Source organism: Hypericibacter adhaerens (assembly GCF_008728835.1).
Classification (GTDB): Bacteria; Pseudomonadota; Alphaproteobacteria; order Dongiales; family Dongiaceae; genus Hypericibacter; species Hypericibacter adhaerens.
Genome location: NZ_CP042582.1, coordinates 5802238 through 5818797, shown reverse-complemented (window position 1 = coordinate 5818797; position 16560 = coordinate 5802238). Strand labels below are relative to the sequence as shown.

The window sequence follows — 16560 nt, the reverse complement described above, 5'->3', positions numbered from 1 at the left end:
GCAGGCCCCATTGCCGCACCCGCTCGCCACCCCCACATCGCCGGTTCGGAGCCTTCTTCCGCCCCGCCGGGAACGCATCCGGGCCCGATGCCTTGCCGGTGGATTTCTTGACCGACGCGAACACCCGGGTCTATGCCCAATCTCCCATGCCCCAGCTTCTGACCGACGAGCTCCAGGCCTCCCCGACGGCTTCGGCCCCTTGCGCCGATCCGGCCGCGCAATGGCTGCTGATCGACGGGCGCGAGCAGCGCTCGAGCGAGGGCCTGATCGAAGGCTTCTGCCGGCGGCTGGTGGATAGCGGGTTCCCGCTGTTCCGCTTCTTCCTCAGCGTCCGCACGCTGCATCCGCAGGTGGCGGCCCAGGGCTTCCACTGGTGGCGCAACCGCGACCAGGTGCAGCTGGTGGCGCGCGAGCATGGCATCTATCAGGAGCAGGTCTATCTCGACAGCCCGATCCGCCTGCTCCACGAGCGCCGCGTCAACGAGATCCGCCGCCGCATCGAGGATCCCGCGACGCCGTTCGATTTCCCGATCCTGAACGACCTCAAGGCGGAAGGCGTCACCGACTATCTTCTGCTGCCGGTCCCCTTCACCAGCGGCACGATCAACACGACGGCGGTCGCGACCGACCGGCCGGGCGGCTTCACCGCGCCCGAGATCGCGCGCTTCAAGGGGCTGCTGCCGCTTTTCACCGTCGCGGTCGAGGTGCGCGAGGTCAAGCGCATCGCCTCGACGCTGCTCGACACCTATCTCGGCCATGATGCCGGCCAGCGCGTGCTTCAGGGCCAGATCCGCCGCGGCGCCGGCGTGACCATGGCGGCGGCGATCTTCTATTGCGACCTGCGCGGCTTCACCGCCTTGAGCGAGGGCATGGCGCCCGATCGCGTGATCGAGCTGCTCAACGACTATTTCGGCTGCATGGCCGCACCCGTGCAGGCGCTGGGCGGCGAGGTGCTGAAATTCATCGGCGACGCGATGCTGGCGATCTTCCCGATCGTCGACGATCTCGATCGCGACCGCGCCTGCCGCACCGCGCTCAAGGCGGCGCGGCGCGCGCTGGCCGCCCTCGACGAGCTCAACCTCAACCGACGCGAGGCGGGCGAAGCCACGCTCGAGGTGGGCGTGGCGCTCCATACCGGCACGGTGATGTACGGCAATATCGGCGCGCCCGACCGGCTCGACTTCACCGTGATCGGCCATGCCGTCAACCTCACGACCCGCCTCGAGCGTCTCTGCCGGCAGCTCGGCCGGCGCGTCGTCGCCTCGGAGCGCTTCGCCTCGCCCTGCGGCATCGAGATGACGCCGCTCGGCCGCTTCGAGCTGCCCGGCGTGCACGAGCCGCAGGCGGTGTTCGGCCTGCCGGACGAAACGAGCCGGCTCGACGGCGGACCCGCATGACCGCAGCGATCGAGCGCTGGCTCCTGCAGGAGGGCCGGCGCAGCGCCGATGCCGGCACGATGCTCGAAGGCCTGGCGACGCGGCTGGTCGAGCTGGGCCTGCCGCTGGCGCGGATCGGCATCCATCTGCGAGCGCTCCATCCGCAGGTCGCGGGCCTGCGCGTGCTCTGGACGCCCGACCGCCCGATCGAGGAAACCCTCTACGGCCACGAGACGGCGATCTCCGACGCCTTCGCGCGCAGCCCGCTCGCCGCCTGCTACAACACCGCCCATACCATCCGCCGCCGCCTCGACGGCCCGGAAGCCGCTTTCGATTATCCCATCCTGCATGAGCTCAAGGCCGAGGGCCTCACCGACTATGTCGTGACGCCGATGCAGTTCGGCCAAGGCGAGACCCATGCCATCTCCTGGGCCGCGCGCGTGCCGGGCGGCTTCCGGGAGCAGGATCTGGAGACGATCCAGGAGCTGATGCCGGCGCTGACCGCGACCGTCGAGGTGCTGCACCAGCGCCGCACCATGTCGACCCTGCTCCACACCTATCTCGGCCGCGAGGCGGGCCGGCGCGTGCTGACCGGCTCGATCCGCCGCGGCGAGGCGACCACGCTCGCCGCGGCCCTCTGGTACTGCGACCTGCGCGGCTTCACCGCCCTGAGCGACCGGATCGAGCGCGACCAGGTGGTGGAGCTGCTGGACGATTATTTCGGCTGCATGGCGGCCCCGGTCGAGGCGATGGGCGGCGAGATCCTCAAGTTCGTCGGCGATGCGATGCTGGCGATCTTCCCGATGCGCGACGATCTCGACCGCGACCGCGCCTGCCGCGACGCGCTGACCGCGGCCGAGCGCGCGCTCGACGATCTCGAGGAGCTGAACCGCCAGCGCCAGCACGCCCGCAAGCCCGATCTCAAGGTCGGGCTCGGCCTGCATGCCGGCGCCGTCATGTATGGCAATATCGGCGCGCCGACGCGGCTCGATTTCACCGTGATCGGCCCCGCGGTCAATCTGGTGACGCGGATCGAATCGCTCTGCCCGCAGCTCGACCGCACGCTCCTGACCTCGGGCCCCTTCGCCTCGCCCTGCGGCTCGCGGCTGAAATCGCTGGGCCATCACCTGCTCAAGGGCATCGAGGTGCCGCAGGAGATCTTCGGCCTGCCCTGAGCGCGACGCCCCCGGCCGCGATCGGCGCCGCGGTACCGGCGTCAGAACAAGGATGCTTCCTGGCGCAGCATCCGGGTATATCGCCGGAACCCGGCGAGCGACTCCCCTTCCAGATGAACGGCGATCGCGTCGGGAAGATTCAACGGGTCCACCTGCTCGCCATCGACGATGACCTCGTAATAGAGGTGCGGCCCGGTGGCGACACCGGTCTGGCCGACATAGCCGATCACCTGCCCCTGCCTGACATGCTGGCCGTTCGCAAGACCCTTGGCGATGCGCGACAGGTGCGCATAGGCCGTGGCCAGGCCGGTGCCGTGATCGAGGCGGACATAGCGTCCGTAATTCCCCCGCCAACCCGCATCCTCCACGGTCCCATCCGCGACGGCGAAAACAGGGGTCCCGAGGGGAGCGCCATAATCCACGCCTTTGTGGAAGCGTCGATCGCCGAAGACCGGGTGGATCCGCCAACCATAAGGCGAGGTCACGATCTCGGTGCGAAGCGGCTCGCCGAGCCGGACCAGGGTTACCCCATGGCCATCCTCATGCATATAGACGGGCAATCCTTCCCCGGCACGATAGCGGTAGATGCGATGCAGCCTGTGCCCGTCATCGAGAGCAATGAGCTCGAGCTCGGCATCGACGGCGCCGGACGGTCGCGACAGGGTTTCATAGAGGATCGAGAAGTGCGAGGCGGCGGGCGGCGAGGACGGCATGCCGGGATCGTCCCGGAGAGCGGCGACGATCTCCTTGATCAGGGCTTTCGGAAGCGCCATCCGCTGGAGGGTGACCCGGAAGTCGGTGCCCGCGATTCCCGACACCCGATGGGTTTCCGCGGCCGCGCGCAGGGGACCCTGGCGGTCCCGTGGCTTAGCGGCGTCGATATCGACCGTCAGGTCTGCCGCACGGCCCGTTTCGAGATGAAGGGAGCGCACCCGCAGGCCGGCAGCTTGCGGCTCCGTCACGAGGCGGATCTTGTCGCCGGGACGAAGGCGCCGCGGATCGTAGACCGCCTCCAGTGCCTGCATCACGGCGCTTCTGTTGAGAATCGTCAGGCCCTGCGCGCCCAGCAGGTCGAAGAGCGTGTCCCCCCTTTTCAGGCTGAGCTCGACGATCTGCTGCCCGTCGCTCGGCGCGGTGGCGCCCGCTTCCTGGGACTCGGCCGCCAGATACTCGTGAGGCTCGCCGGAAGGTTTCGCCCAGCCTTCCTCCGAGAGCATCAGCGACAGCAGGACAAGGCCGACCAGGGACGCGATTCTCGCGGCATGGCGAGACGGCGCCGACGAGACACGAGCCGTCATGGATTCCCCCTTTCTGCGCTCTCTTCGTCGAGAGTGGCGAATACACCGTACCGGCGGGCTTGGCGATAGGAATGAAGAGGGCGGCTCATCCCCTGGGACCGCCCTCGAAGTTCCGAACTGTCAGATGGGGCGGGTTCAGAAGCCGATATAGAACCCGACGCCGGCCTCCCAGGTGTCGTCGTCGCTGTGGCCGGTGCCGTTGCCGGCATCCAGGGTGTTGTAGCCCACCATGGCGTCGAGCGAGATGGCGGGGCCGATGTCGTAGCGGCCGGTGAACTCGACGATGTCGATCGTGTCGGAGGAGCTGCCGCTGTTGAAGTATTCGTAGTCCCCGTGCGACCAGGCGAGGCCGACGGTCCAGGCGTCCCAGTTGTAGGTGCCGCCGATGCCCGCGACCCAGTAGTCGGCGCCGCTGGCGCTCTGCCAGTTGTCCCGGAAGGTGGCGTTGGCGCCGACAGTGAAGCCGGAGAAGGTCACGTCGACATGGCCGGTGACGCCCCAGGTGGTCTCGACATTGCCGACGCCGCCGGTGTTCTCCCACTGGCCCTCGGAGAAGGCGATGCCCATGGCGAGGCTGACATCGTCGAACTCCGGCTCGAAATTGAGGGCGGCCGAGAACACGTCCTGGATATCGCCGGGATCGTTGCTGAAGCTGGTGCCGCCCGGCCCCGACCAATAGGAGTAGCTGTCCTGGTTGCCGGAATCGGGCGCGTAGGAAACGGCGAAATTGAAGCCGGCGAAGGTCGGGCTGAAATAGATCACCTTGGTGGCGTCGTCGGAGATGTCCAGCACGGTGGTGTTGGTCTGGAACACGCCGTTGGTGAAGCCGGCATGGTTGTTGGAGAACTCGAAGGAGGGCGAGTCGACGCCGAAGATGTTGGAGGCGGTGGGGATCAGGTAGCTGAGCTGCTCGGAGGCGTCGTCGTCGTCGCCGAAGCGGATCTGGCCCCAGCCGCCCTTGAAATAGGCCCAGACCTCGTCGATCTGGTCGTCGGACTGCTGGCCGGAGAGCTGGATCTCAGCGCCCACGGTGAGGCCGTTGTCGAGGGTGGTCGAGCCGGTGAAATGGACCTCGACCTCCTGGCGGAAGACGACGTCCCTTGTGTGCTGGCCCGGATCGCCGGTGCCGTCATCCTGGTCGAGGATGAGGCCCGCGGCGCCGGCGTAATAGCCTTCGATCCCCAGTTGTACGCCCTGCGCTGCCTGGGCGTGAGACGTGGCCAGTCCGGCGGCGACCAGCGCGGTCGTGCCGAGAAGTGCATATTTCATCGGAATTCCCCCTTCCTGCTTCACTTCGCGATTGCCGTCGCGATCAAATCCACGTTGTGACGGAACATGTCGATATAGGTCGGCGCGGGACCGTCCGCCGGCGACAGCGCCTCGGGATAGAGCTCGCCGCCCGGCTGCGCGCCCGTCGCGCCCGCGATCTGCTGCACCAGGCGCGGATCGTTGGAGTTCTCGAAGAAGTAGACCTTCACCTGCTCCCGCTTGATCTGATCGATGAGCCTGGCGACATCGGCGGCCGAGGCTTCGGTTTCGGTCGAGAGGCCGAGCGGCGACAGGAAAGTCACGCCATATTCGCGGCCGAAATAGCCGAAGGCGTCGTGGCTCGTGAGCACCTTGCGCTGCGCCGCCGGCACCGCGTCGATCCGCGCACGCGCATAGGCGTCGGCGTCCTTGAGCGCCTGGCTGTAGCGGGCGGCGTTCGCCGCGAAGTCCGCGGCGTACTCGGGATCGGCCGCCGCGAGCGCCGTCTCGATGTTGGCGACCCAGATCTCGACATTGGGGACGCTGTTCCAGACATGAGGATCGTCGACCGTCGCGCCGTCCTCCTCCATCGTGTGGGTCTCGATGCCCACCGAGGCGACGATGGGCTTGCCCTCATAGCCGGAAGCCTTGACCAGCCGCTCGAACCAGGTTTCGAGACCGTTGCCGCTGACAAAAGTCAGATCGGCGGCCTTGAGGGCCTTGGCGTCGTCGGGCGTCGGCTCGTAGTCGTGAGGGTCGCCGTTCGGCGGCACGAAGCTCTTCACCCGCACATGGTCGCCGCCGACATTCTTCACGACGTCGGCCAGCACGGTGAAGCTCACGACGGTGTCGAGGGTCTTGGCCAGGGCGGCGCTGCTGCCCAGGATGATGGCAGCCGAGGCCACGAGCCCCAGAATCGGCTTGGTCGGTCGCATGGAATTTTCCTTTGGTGGGTTCAGCCCGCGCCTCGCGGGCGGGGAAGCAGGCGCCGGATGACGCCGGACGGCCCCAGGAGCAGCGAGCCGCCATAGATGACGCTTCCGGTGAGGATGATCGTCGGGCCCGAAGCGAAGCCGAGATGAAAGGAAGCGATCAGGCCCACGAAGCCCGAGACCGAGGCCGTCAGCGCGGCGACCAGCGCCATGACGGGCAGGGTCCGCGCCCAGAGCTGCGCCACCGAGGCGGGCAGCATCATCATGCCGACCGCCATGAGCGTGCCCAGCGCCTGGAAGCCGGCGACCAGGTTGATCACGACGAGAAACAGGAACACCAGATGATAGAGCGCGCCGCGGCCGCCGACCGCGCGCAGGAAGCCCGGGTCGAAGCATTCGGCGACAAGCGGCCGGTAGACGAGCGCCAGCACGGCGAGCGTCAGGGAGGCGATGCCGCCGACCAGATAGAGCGCCGTGGCGTCGATCGCGAGGATGGTGCCGAACAGCACATGCAGCAGGTCGATGTTGGAGCCCCGCAGCGAGACGATCAGGACGCCGAGCGCCAGCGAGGTCAGGTAGAAGCTCGCGAAGCTCGCATCCTCGCGCAGCGAGGTCGTCCGGCTGACGAGGCCGGAAAGGAGCGTGACGCTCAACCCCGCGACGAGGCCGCCGACGCCCATCGCGAGGAGCGAGAGGCTGCCGGCGACGAGATAGCCGACGGCGGCGCCGGGCAGCACGGCATGGCTCATGGCGTCGCCGACAAGGCTCATCCGGCGCAGCATGAGCAGCACACCCACCGGACCGGAACCGAGGCCCAGCGCGATGGAGGCCACGAGCGCGCGCCGCATGAAGCCGTACTGGCTGAAGGGCTCGATCACGGCGCCGTAGAGGGTCATGAACGCTCTCCGGCCCGCCGAGCCTTGACCGGCGTCTCTTCTTCCCAGCTTTCCGCCATAGCACGCGCCCGCAGCAGGTTCGCGGGCGAGAGAGCCGTCTCGGTCGGACCCCAGTCGACGGCGCCGCGCGCCAGCAGCAAGGTCTGCGGGAAGTGCGTCCGCACCTGCTCGAAATCATGCAGGACCGCGATGACGGTGCGGCCGTCGCCATGCCAGCGCCGGACGATCTCCAGGAGATCGCGCGTCGTGCGCGCATCGATCGCCGTGAAGGGCTCGTCGAGCACGATCACCTTGGCGTCCTGCAGCAGCAGCCGCGCGAACAGCACGCGCTGGAACTGCCCGGCGGAGAGCGACCCGATATGGCGGCGCTCGAACCCCTCGAGCCCCACGGCGGTCAGCGCCTTGCGTGCCCTGAGCGCGGCGGCGGCCGCGATGCTGCCGAAGGCGCCCGTCTCGCGCCAGGCGCCGAGCATCACCGTGTCGGCCACCGTCAGCGGAAAGCGCCGGTCGATATCGACCGCCTGGGGAAGGTAGCCGACATCCCGGACGCGCAAGCCGCCGCGATCGATCGAGCCGGCGGCCACGCGCAGCTCGCCCATCAGCGCCTTCAGCAGCGTCGATTTCCCGGCCCCGTTGGGACCCGCGATCGCGGTCAGGCTCCCGGGCGCGAAGCTTCCCGAGAGATGCCGGACGGCGAGATGGCGGTCATAGGCGATCGAGACATCGTTGAACCGGATCGGCGCCAGCGTCATGGCAGAGCGACCGCCCAGGCGATGATCCCCCAAAGCCCGGCGACGACGGCCGCAGCCGCGACCAAGCGGACCGCCGCCGAACGCGCCATGACGGAAGACGAGAAGGCATCGTGGACCCGCATGGCCATCCCCCATGAGTTTCGCCGCAGAATGTTATGTTATAACATAACATGCAACAGAAAAATTGAGAGCCTTCGGCGAAAGCAGCGATGCCGAGGGACGCGGGGGCTAACGGTCGTCGAGAAAATCCGCGATGGCCGGCACCAAGGATGCCGACAGAGGAAGCTCCGGGCGGTCGTAAATCGCGAGATTGGGCAGGCGTTCGGCGGGCGCGTCCTTCAGCACGTGGTTCATGCCCTCGATGAGCCGCAATTCCCCGTCGGGCCGCGCGGCCGCGAGCCGGCGGGCATCCTCGACGCTCGCCTGAAGATCGGCCGTTCCCTGGATGACGAGAACCGGCAGCGCCGTTTTCGCGAGCTCGCGCGCCGGATCGAGCGGCAGCCACGACATCAGATAATTCTGCACGCTCGGGCGATAGAGCGCGGCGAGCGCGGGCGGCACCTCCGGGACCGGCCGTCCCCGTTCCAGCTCATCGACGATCCGCCGCGACGCCGCCTGCAGATCGGCGGGAACGCCTGCGGCGGAAAGCTGGCGTTCGATGAGCCGCGCCGCCGGCTCGCCCACACCGGCGATGAGGATCAAGCCCGCCACCGTCGCCTGCTGAGCGGCGAGCGTGGCGACGAGCGCGCCTTCGCTGTGGCCGAGGAGCGACAGGCGTTCGATGCGGCGATACGCATGCAGGAGATCGAGCCAGCCGACCGCATCCGCCACATAGGTCTCGACCCGCAGATCCTCTTCGCGGATGCCGGCCGCACGGCTTTCCCCGATCCCGCGCTTGTCGATCCGCAAGGCGGCTATGCCCCGTTCCGCCAACCCCTGGGCCAGGAGCTTCAGGCTGTCGTTGCGGGCCCCCGGCAGATTCCCGTCGCGATCCACCGGGCCCGATCCGGCCAGGATCAGCACGGCCGGCACGGGATCGCTGCCGTCGGGCATCGTCAGCGTGCCGTGAAGGCCGTCCCGCGCGACCTCCGTTTCCGTCCAGGCTCCCGCCGATGTGGGCAGCAATCCCAAGATCAACCCCAAGGGCAGGAAAAGCCGTTTCCTCAAGATGGCGCGCAATCTTCGAGAGCGTCGTCGATCGCCGGCCGTCAGCGCGACACCGCCAGCAGGTCCGCCAGCTCCTGCAGGCGCTGGAAGACCAGGACCGCACCCGCCTGGCGAAGCTTCTCGGGATGCCCGTCGCGGCAATGGGAGCCGCCGGCGAAGCCGAGCGCCGTCATGCCCGCCGCCTGCGCGGCTTCGATCCCCGCGCGGCTGTCCTCGACCACCCAGCAGGCTTCCGGCGCCACGCCCATCCGCGAGGCCGCCAGCAGGAAGAGATCGGGCGCCGGCTTGCCGCGCGCGACCTGGGCCGCGCTGAAGATGTGGGGCGTGAAACGGTCGAACAGGCCCGCCACCGCGAGCGAGTGATGCAGCCGGTCGGGCGGGCTGCCCGAAGCGACGCAGGCCCGCACCGGCAGCGCGGCCAGCAGCGCCAGGATGCCCGGCATCGGCTGCAGCCCGGTTTCGAAGGCCGCTTCGAGGCGCGGCCGCGTGCGTTCGCGGAAACCCTCCGGGATCGACCGCCCGGTCCGCGCCTTGAGATCGGCGAAGATCGCATCGCCGGTCAGCCCCACATAGCGCTCGGCGATCTCCTCGGCCGGGATGGCGATGCCCACCTCCCCCAGCGCGTCGGACAGCACACGGCAGGCGATGAGCTCGCTGTCGATGAGCACGCCGTCGCAATCGAAGATGACGAGATCGGGCCGGGCCGGCGGAAGCGAGGGCAAATCGGGCTCCTCAGGCGATGCTCTGGATGTCCTGGTCCGAGAGATTGCCGGGAACGATGGTGAGCGGCACGCGCAGCTTGCCGACGAACTTGCCGCTCAAGGCCGAGACCAGGGGGCCCGGGCCCTTGGAGCTGGTGGAGGCGCCCAGCACCAGGATCGAGATCGAGGGTTCCTCGTTGATGAGCTTGATCAGCTCGTCGCGGCGATCGCCTTCGCGCAGATAGAGCACCGGCATGGCGCCCGAGAGGCGATAGACCTCGGCCGCCATCTTCTGCATCAGGGCTTCGGCGGCCTGGCGCGTCTCCTGCGCCATCACCTTGCCCACGCCGAAGAACTGCTGGAAGTCGCCGGTCTCGGCGACATGAAGGAGGGCGACGCGCCCACCAGTCTTCTGCGCGCGCCGGCAGGCATAGAGCAGGGCCACCTTGAGCTCGGGCGATTCGTCCACCACGACCAGGAAGACGCGCGCCTGCGTCCTGGGGGCTTCTGTCGCGGCGGTGTCGGCGGATGCCGTCTCGGTACTGGGCGGCTTGGCCGGGGGTTCGGTGGCAGGGCACATGGAAGGCCTCCTTCCGGATCAGATCTTGCGGAAGATGAGATAGGCGAACCAGCCCAGAAGCAGGGCCGCCAGGACCGCGGAGACACCATAAGCCAGCGACTGGGTGTGGGCGAACTGATAGATCGCCGCGCCCAGGCCGGCCTTGCTGATGACGAGGGGCGTGGTCTGGGCGCTGACCAGCCTGCCGTCGCGGATCAGCATGACCTCGATCAGGTAGCTCCCGACCGGCACGTTGGAGGGGAAACGAAGATCCGTGCGGAAGAGCTGGTTGCCGAGGAAGCTGACCTTGCCCAGGACCGGCGCATAGAGGCCCTGCTGCTCCTTCACCCGGAACAACGCCTGGCGGAACTCCTCGACCTTGGTGGGTCTCGCGTCGGGCCGGATCAGCGAGAGGTTGTTGGCGCCCACCTGCTGGCGCTGCAGCAGCTCGGGCGTCAGGAGCTCCTCGATCGGCCGGCTGCTGGCGACCGCGTAGAAGCTCGGCACCAGCCCGAAGGTGAGGCTGTCGCGATTGACCCAGATGCCGGCGACGCGCTCCTTGCGCCGCACCGCCACGTCGGTCAGCGGCCCGCGCACGGTGACGATGATGTCGCCGGGCCCGTCGGTGGCGCCGAACATCAGCACGTCGGTGCCGGCGAAGCCCGTGGTGATGGCGATCAGGTGATTGGAAAGATCGGCGATCAGGGGCGCCGCCTGCGCGGGCCTCGATTGCGAACCCGCGAGCGCGAGCAGCGCCAGCAGCAGCAGCGCCGGCGCCTGCCAGCGGATCGTGCCGCCGGCGGTCACAGCACATCTCCGACGAGGGTGATGGAATAGATGTTCTTGGGCGTCGCCACCAGCTCCCAGGCCAGCACCACGCCGACCACCAGCACGAGCGCCGCCAGCAACACGCGGATCTGGTCGGCCGGCAGCTTCTGCACCACGCGGCTGCCGATCTGCGCGCCGATCACGCCGCCGACCGTCAGCACCAGCGCCAGCACCACATCGACCGTCTGGTTCTGCACCGATTGCAGCAGGGTCACGTTGGCGGCGACGAAGATGATCTGGAACAGCGAGGTGCCGACCACGACCATGGTCGGCATGCCGAGGATGTAGATCATCGCCGGCACCAGGATGAAGGCGCCGCCCACGCCCATCAGCGCCGACATGATGCCGACGAAGAAGCCCACCGCGATCGGCAGGAGCGCGCTGATATAGAGCCGCGACTTGCGGAAGCGGACCTTGAAGGGCAGGCCGTGCAGCCAGATATGCTGGTGCAGCTTGCGCGGCGCCACGAGGTGATGGCGGCGCCTGAGGATGCTGCCGAGACTCTCGACCATCATCAGCGTGCCGATCAGGCCCAGCAGCAGCACGTAGGAGAGGCCGATCACCAGGTCGATCTGGCCCAGGCGGCGCAAGAATCCGAACAGCAGCACGCCGACCGTCGAGCCGAAGAAGCCGCCGACCAGCAGCACGAAGCCCATCTTGAAATCGACATTGTCGCGCCGCCAGTGGCCGAGCACGCCCGACACCGACGAGGCCACGACCTGGTTGGCCTGCGTCGCCACCGCGACCGCGGGCGGGACGCCGATCAGGATCAGGAGCGGCGTCAGCAGGAACCCGCCGCCCACGCCGAACATGCCGGACAGGAATCCCACGCCACCGCCGAGCGCCAGCAGGATGAAGATGTCGAGGGACATCTCGGCGATCGGCAGGTAAATCTGCATGGCCGGAGCTCGGGAACTCACCAACGCGGAATCGGGCGCGAATCCAGAGCCCAGATACCCGGTCCCGCGCGACGCCGCCCGAATCGGGTAAAGCCCTCGATTTCCCTGGAGATTACACAGGTGCCGCAGGCTCTGGAAAGCCTGCCACCGCCGTTTTCACGCGAGAGCGCGCCATCGTCCCGACGATGCGGTGCGCCTGCACCCATCGGTGGCCTCCCCCGACGGAGAGGGCGGGCGGTTTGCATCCTTCCGTCATGCCGGCCCCCGTGTCGCGCCGCAGGCGCACACGAGGACAGGCTACGGCCGGCATCCATGAACACAAACCGAGCGACAGGGGAGGCGCCATGGGTGTTCATGGATCCCCACGGGAGCTTACGCTCGGGCCGGCCTACGGCCGGACCCGGGCGTGGGGACGAACCAGGGAGCGGCTGGAGCCGCTCCCTCGGTCACTTCTGCAGGATGTTCGAGATCTCCAGCAGCTGGGTGCGGGCACGCAAGAGGAAGAAGCCTTGCGCGGCCAGATGGCTCGGCCGCAGGAAGGCGTCGGGCCGGCCGTTCACCACCACCAGGGGCTTGAGGGAGGCCGCGACCTCGAAGGACTGGACCATCTGGTCCCAGGCGGCCTTGAGATCGCGCTCGGCGATGACCTGGGCGAAATCGATCTCGAGCTCGCGCAGCAGCAGCCCATAGGCATAGAGCCGGCCCTTGGTGGCATAGAAGATGTCGTCGGCCTGGAAATCGACCCAGTCGCCCGAATGTTCCTCCACCTGCTTGTCGAGCACGGCCGAGGCCGAGCCCAGATCGGCCCCGATGCGGTCGAGCGTGGCCTGGAGATTGTCGGCCCGGCGCTCGAACACGGCCTGGCCGCGAGACAGGCGATCGTTGAAGTTCTTCAGAAGCCGGGCGGCGGCGAGATATTGCTGCTCGGAAGACGCGGTGGGCGCCCAGGAGGTCGAGAAATCGAAGATCCACACCGTGGGCGAGTAGCTGAGCTGGCCCGCGGCCTTCTCCAGGTCGGGGTCCGCCTGGCTCGTGGCGCGCACCCGGCTGATCTGGTCGCGCATCTCCTGCACGAAGCGGGAGAGTGCCGAGACGATGCCCTGCTGGTAGTTGGGCATGTTGTCGAGCGCCCAGCCGGGCATGAAGAAGGGGTCGTTCGAGGGCCAGCCATGCTGGCCGACCTCGCGGTCGATCAGGGCGGCGGCGATGGCGACCGCGCGGCTGGCACCCTCGGGCGTCGCCGGCGCCTGGAAGTTCGGATCGTCGTCGATCCGGTGCACGACCAGCATGCCGACCGGGTAGTAGAGGGCGGCGATGACAAGGAGCGCCAGGAACGCGCGCAAGGCCCAGCGCAGCAGCCGGCCCCGGCTGACCGAGGGCAGCCACCGGCGCCAGCGGGGCTTCGGCGCCTCCAGCAGCGGGTCGTTCAGGAGAGGATCGTTCTCGCTCATCCGGCGCTCCGGTCTTGCAGGCTCCCGCGAAGGGGTCGGGGCTGTCGCAGCGGCCCGACGCTACCAGATGCAGCGAGCCTTCGGGGTCGGCAAGCCCGGCCGCCGCCTGCGGCCTGGCAGCGCAGACGACCCACGGTCGGACGATCCGGGGTCAAAGGCGGATCGGTCTGTCAGGTCAGGGGCGCAGGAAGCCCACCACATCCTCCACCTCGCGCAGGATGGGCGTCGAGACCGCCCGGGCGCGCTCGGCGCCGTGACGCAGCACGCCGTCGATCTCCGCCGGATCGGCCAGGAGGCGCTTCATCTCGTTCCCGATCTTGCCGAGCGTCGCGACCGCGAGGTCGGTCAGGGCCTGCTTGAAGGCCGAGAACTCCTTGCCCTCGAACTCCGCGATGACGGCGGCGAGCGGCCGGTCGGAGAGCGCGGCATAGATGCCCAGCAGGTTGAAGGCCTCGGGCCGGGCTGTGAGCGCCTCGTCCTTGACCTGGCCGCCGGCCCCCAGCGCCTCGGGACCGGGGAGCGGGTGCGGGTCGGTCTTGGCCTTGCGGATCTTCTGCGCCACGAGATCGGCATCGTCGGTCATGTTGATGCGGCTCATGTCGGAAGGGTCGGATTTGCTCATCTTCTTGGTGCCGTCGCGCAGCGACATGACGCGGGCGGCCGCCCCCTGGATCATCGGCTCGGGCAGCGGGAAAAGATTCACACCGAAATCGTTGTTGAACTTCTGGGCGATGTCGCGGGCGAGCTCAACATGCTGCTTCTGGTCCTCGCCGACCGGCACATGGGTCGCCTTGTAGAGCAGGATGTCGGCCGCCATCAGGTTCGGATAGACGTACAAGCCCGCCGAGGCGTTCTCGCGCTGCTTGCCCGACTTCTCCTTGAACTGGGTCATGCGGTTGAGCCAGCCCAGCCGCGCCACGCAGTTGAAGATCCAGGCGAGCTGGGCATGGCCCGGCACCTGGCTCTGGTTGAAGACGATATGCTTCTTCCCGTCGATCCCGGCGGCGAGATAGGCGGCGGTCACCTCGCGCGTGCTCTTGCGCAGCTCCGCCGGGTCCTGCCAGACCGTGATCGCATGGAGGTCGACGATGCAGAAGATGCAGTCGAACTGGTCCTGGAGCCGCACCCAGTTGCGGATCGCGCCCAGATAATTGCCGAGATGCAGGTTGCCGGTGGGCTGGACGCCGGAAAAGATGCGATTCATGGGGTCTGGAAGGGCTCTCAGGAGGGTAAAGGGGCGTTCGGGGCCGGTCCGGTCGGGTTTTCCAAGAGGTTTCGGCGCTCCGGAAGGGCGCTTTTATGACGGTCCGCGGCCCCCAAGGTCAAGCCGGGGGCCGGTTTTGGGCCGAAATTGGAGCCATTGCAAAAGCGGCCCCAATACCCCTTTGAAAACTATTGAAACCGGGTGCCCAGCCTCCAATATTGGGGGAGCGAGTTTTGTGGCTAACCCCAGGAGGGAACGAAACGCCATGGCTATGGGACCCGATCCGCGTCTGATGACGCGCGCGCAGGCCTCCGCCGCCGACGTCGATGTGGGCCTGCGGCAGTATATGCTGCGCGTCTACAACTACATGACCGGCGGCTTGGCCGTGACCGGCATCATCGCCTATGTCGTCGGCACCAATCCGACCTTCCTCAACGCCGTCTACGGCACCCCGCTCGCCTATGTGGTGATGTTCGCGCCCGTGGTGCTGGCGATGATCTTCAGCTTCCGCATCGCGAAGATGTCGGTCGGCGGCGCCCAGGCCCTGTTCTGGGTGTTCGCCGCCACGATGGGCCTCTCCATCAGCTATATCTTCGCGGCCTATACCGGCGTGTCGATCGCCCGGGTGTTCTTCATCACGGCCGGCACCTTCGCCGCGATGAGCCTCTACGGTTACACCACCCATCGCGACCTGACCGGTCTCGGCTCGTTCCTGTTCATGGGCCTGATCGGCATCATCATCGCCTCGGTGGTGAACATCTTCCTGGCGAGCGCCGCGCTGCAGTTCGCGGTCTCGGTGATCGGCGTGCTGATCTTCACCGGCCTCACCGCCTACGACACGCAGCGCATCAAGTCGATGTATAGCGAGCTCGACGGGCACGACATCGCCGCCAAGAAGGCGATCATGGGCGCCCTCAATCTCTATCTCGACTTCATCAACCTGTTCCTGATGCTGCTGCGCCTGTTCGGCAACCGCAACTGAGCGATCCGATCCAGCAGCGATCGATAACGGACGCCCGGGAGCTTGCGCTCCCGGGCGTTTTGTTTTGAAGGGATCGAAGGGTCAGCCCTTCCCCGTCAGCGCCGAGAGGAACATCGAGAACAGCTCCGCCTGGCTGGCGATGCCGAGCTTGGCATAGATGTTCTTGCGGTGGATCTTGACCGTGCCCGACGCGATCTTGAGCTGGCGCGCGATCGCCTCCGAGGAATGGCCGCGCAGCACCAGCGCCCCCACCTCGCGCTCGCGCCGCGTCAAGGGCCGCTGGCCGAAATCATCGAACAGCCTGACGAGATCGGGGCCCGACGGGAGCCCGTCGCTGCCGGGCGGGCCCTTGGCGCTGGCGGCGGCAGGCTCGGCCTCGAGCCGGCGCCAGTTCCGCTCGGCCGCCGCGATCACGACCGGCGCCACCAGATGGAGGCGGTTCATCTCGCGGGCGGGAAAGACGGTGCGGTGCCCGTCGCGCATCAGGGAGATCACCACCGTGGCGTCCGCGGAGGGCGCGAAGAAGAAGCCGATCTCCTCGGCGAGCCCGGTCCTTGCGTAGTAGGAGCGGTAGTACTGACTTTGATAAAAGCGGTCGGGCGCCAGCTCGCGCATGCGGTGGAGCCCGCTCGGCACCCGGCTGCGGCTGGCATGGTAGAAGGGGTCCAGCAGGTAGGGGCCGGCCTGATAGTCCGTCACGAACACGTCGCGCCGGTGGGCCGGGAAATTGTCGAAGAGATCGATCGGCCGCGCCTCGCCGCGATAGCCGAAGATGACCGAGAAATCGAATTCCGCCACGCCGGCCAGCGCCCGCACCAGGGCCGGGGCGAAATCCGGCGTCTCCATCGCCGTCAGGGCGGCGGCGATGTTGCGATGCCAGTCGGGATCGAGCGCGGACAAATCTATCCCCTAAACCGGTGCCACCCGGTCAAATCTATCACCATGGAGGTATATACAGAACGGGGTAGATGTCGCAACCTCATGGCAAAACAAAGGGATAGGCTCACCTCGAAGCCGTCTGGGACTGGGAAGCGCCGTTGGCGATTGCCACCATCAGCACCGCAACCGAACCGCGACCGGCCCCGGGCGAGC

General features: G+C 67.8%; 16 protein-coding genes. 3 read left to right on the top strand and 13 right to left on the bottom strand.

Annotated features, from left to right (window positions below):
* Positions 1-107: 107 nt before the first annotated feature.
* Both FRZ61_RS26045 and FRZ61_RS26040 read left to right on the top strand, forming a co-directional pair.
* A complete protein-coding gene (locus FRZ61_RS26045) occupies positions 108-1397 on the top strand; it encodes an adenylate/guanylate cyclase domain-containing protein (RefSeq protein WP_151120553.1) in 1290 nt (429 codons plus the stop codon).
* Entirely contained in the window at positions 1394-2551 is a 1158-nt protein-coding gene (locus FRZ61_RS26040) for an adenylate/guanylate cyclase domain-containing protein (protein ID WP_151120552.1), read from the top strand. The genes FRZ61_RS26045 and FRZ61_RS26040 overlap by 4 nt, the downstream gene beginning before the upstream one ends.
* A gap of 41 nt (positions 2552-2592) precedes the next feature.
* On the opposite strand, the gene FRZ61_RS26035 is transcribed toward FRZ61_RS26040, so the two are convergent.
* From FRZ61_RS26035 to trpS, 12 genes are all read right to left on the bottom strand, one after another.
* Positions 2593-3849, bottom strand: a complete 1257-nt coding sequence (locus tag FRZ61_RS26035; RefSeq protein ID WP_151120551.1) for a M23 family metallopeptidase — start codon at positions 3847-3849, stop codon at positions 2593-2595.
* A gap of 135 nt (positions 3850-3984) precedes the next feature.
* A complete protein-coding gene (locus tag FRZ61_RS26030; RefSeq protein ID WP_151115858.1) occupies positions 3985-5118 on the bottom strand; it encodes a porin in 1134 nt (377 codons plus the stop codon).
* A gap of 20 nt (positions 5119-5138) precedes the next feature.
* Positions 5139-6032, bottom strand: coding sequence for a metal ABC transporter solute-binding protein, Zn/Mn family (locus FRZ61_RS26025; RefSeq protein ID WP_151120550.1), 894 nt, complete (start codon positions 6030-6032; stop codon positions 5139-5141).
* A 20-nt stretch (positions 6033-6052) separates the two neighbouring features.
* On the bottom strand, positions 6053-6925 hold the full coding sequence (locus FRZ61_RS26020; RefSeq protein WP_151120549.1) for a metal ABC transporter permease: 873 nt from the start codon (positions 6923-6925) through the stop codon (positions 6053-6055).
* Positions 6922-7677 (bottom strand): metal ABC transporter ATP-binding protein, encoded by a 756-nt coding sequence (locus FRZ61_RS26015; RefSeq protein ID WP_151120548.1) that lies wholly within the window; start codon positions 7675-7677, stop codon positions 6922-6924. The genes FRZ61_RS26020 and FRZ61_RS26015 overlap by 4 nt, the downstream gene beginning before the upstream one ends.
* A 228-nt stretch (positions 7678-7905) precedes the next feature.
* Complete coding sequence (locus FRZ61_RS26010; protein ID WP_225309018.1) at positions 7906-8808, bottom strand: alpha/beta hydrolase; 903 nt, start codon at positions 8806-8808, stop codon at positions 7906-7908.
* Positions 8809-8885: 77 nt separating this feature from the next.
* The gene (locus FRZ61_RS26005) at positions 8886-9566 is read right to left on the bottom strand and encodes an HAD family hydrolase (RefSeq protein WP_151120547.1); all 681 of its coding nucleotides are present in this window, start codon (positions 9564-9566) and stop codon (positions 8886-8888) included.
* A gap of 10 nt (positions 9567-9576) precedes the next feature.
* On the bottom strand, positions 9577-10125 hold the full coding sequence (locus FRZ61_RS26000) for a universal stress protein (protein ID WP_151120546.1): 549 nt from the start codon (positions 10123-10125) through the stop codon (positions 9577-9579).
* A gap of 18 nt (positions 10126-10143) precedes the next feature.
* Positions 10144-10911: a TIGR02186 family protein gene (locus FRZ61_RS25995; protein ID WP_225309017.1), complete on the bottom strand. Its 768-nt coding sequence runs from the start codon at positions 10909-10911 to the stop codon at positions 10144-10146.
* A complete protein-coding gene (locus FRZ61_RS25990) occupies positions 10908-11831 on the bottom strand; it encodes a sulfite exporter TauE/SafE family protein (protein ID WP_151120545.1) in 924 nt (307 codons plus the stop codon). Before FRZ61_RS25990 ends, FRZ61_RS25995 begins: the two co-directional genes overlap by 4 nt.
* 446 nt (positions 11832-12277) lie before the next feature.
* The gene (locus FRZ61_RS25985) at positions 12278-13282 is read right to left on the bottom strand and encodes a DUF2333 family protein (protein ID WP_151120544.1); all 1005 of its coding nucleotides are present in this window, start codon (positions 13280-13282) and stop codon (positions 12278-12280) included.
* A 175-nt stretch (positions 13283-13457) separates the two neighbouring features.
* On the bottom strand, positions 13458-14486 hold the full coding sequence (gene trpS / locus FRZ61_RS25980; protein ID WP_151120543.1) for a tryptophan--tRNA ligase: 1029 nt from the start codon (positions 14484-14486) through the stop codon (positions 13458-13460).
* A 265-nt stretch (positions 14487-14751) separates the two neighbouring features.
* Here trpS and FRZ61_RS25975 point away from each other — a divergent pair, with 265 nt between their 5' ends.
* Positions 14752-15468 carry a Bax inhibitor-1/YccA family protein gene (locus FRZ61_RS25975; protein ID WP_225309016.1) on the top strand — a complete coding sequence of 239 codons (717 nt, stop codon included), beginning with the start codon at positions 14752-14754 and terminating at the stop codon, positions 15466-15468.
* Between the two features lie 81 nt (positions 15469-15549).
* Here the strand turns inward: FRZ61_RS25975 and FRZ61_RS25970 are convergent, their stop codons facing one another.
* Positions 15550-16368, bottom strand: a complete 819-nt coding sequence (locus FRZ61_RS25970; RefSeq protein WP_225309015.1) for a helix-turn-helix transcriptional regulator — start codon at positions 16366-16368, stop codon at positions 15550-15552.
* Positions 16369-16560 lie beyond the last annotated feature (192 nt).

Bases quoted from the DNA above. Each gene is read 5' to 3' on its own strand.
- FRZ61_RS26040 (WP_151120552.1), top strand. From the start codon at position 1,394: ATGACCGCAGCGATCGAGCGCTGGCTCCTGCAGGAGGGCCGGCGCAGC.
- FRZ61_RS26035 (WP_151120551.1), bottom strand. From the start codon at position 3,849: ATGACGGCTCGTGTCTCGTCGGCGCCGTCTCGCCATGCCGCGAGAATC.
- FRZ61_RS26030 (WP_151115858.1), bottom strand. From the start codon at position 5,118: ATGAAATATGCACTTCTCGGCACGACCGCGCTGGTCGCCGCCGGACTG.
- FRZ61_RS26025 (WP_151120550.1), bottom strand. From the start codon at position 6,032: ATGCGACCGACCAAGCCGATTCTGGGGCTCGTGGCCTCGGCTGCCATC.
- FRZ61_RS26020 (WP_151120549.1), bottom strand. From the start codon at position 6,925: ATGACCCTCTACGGCGCCGTGATCGAGCCCTTCAGCCAGTACGGCTTC.
- FRZ61_RS26015 (WP_151120548.1), bottom strand. From the start codon at position 7,677: ATGACGCTGGCGCCGATCCGGTTCAACGATGTCTCGATCGCCTATGAC.
- FRZ61_RS26000 (WP_151120546.1), bottom strand. From the start codon at position 10,125: ATGTGCCCTGCCACCGAACCCCCGGCCAAGCCGCCCAGTACCGAGACG.
- FRZ61_RS25990 (WP_151120545.1), bottom strand. From the start codon at position 11,831: ATGCAGATTTACCTGCCGATCGCCGAGATGTCCCTCGACATCTTCATC.
- FRZ61_RS25985 (WP_151120544.1), bottom strand. From the start codon at position 13,282: ATGAGCGAGAACGATCCTCTCCTGAACGACCCGCTGCTGGAGGCGCCG.
- trpS (WP_151120543.1), bottom strand. From the start codon at position 14,486: ATGAATCGCATCTTTTCCGGCGTCCAGCCCACCGGCAACCTGCATCTC.
- FRZ61_RS25975 (WP_225309016.1), top strand. From the start codon at position 14,752: ATGGCTATGGGACCCGATCCGCGTCTGATGACGCGCGCGCAGGCCTCC.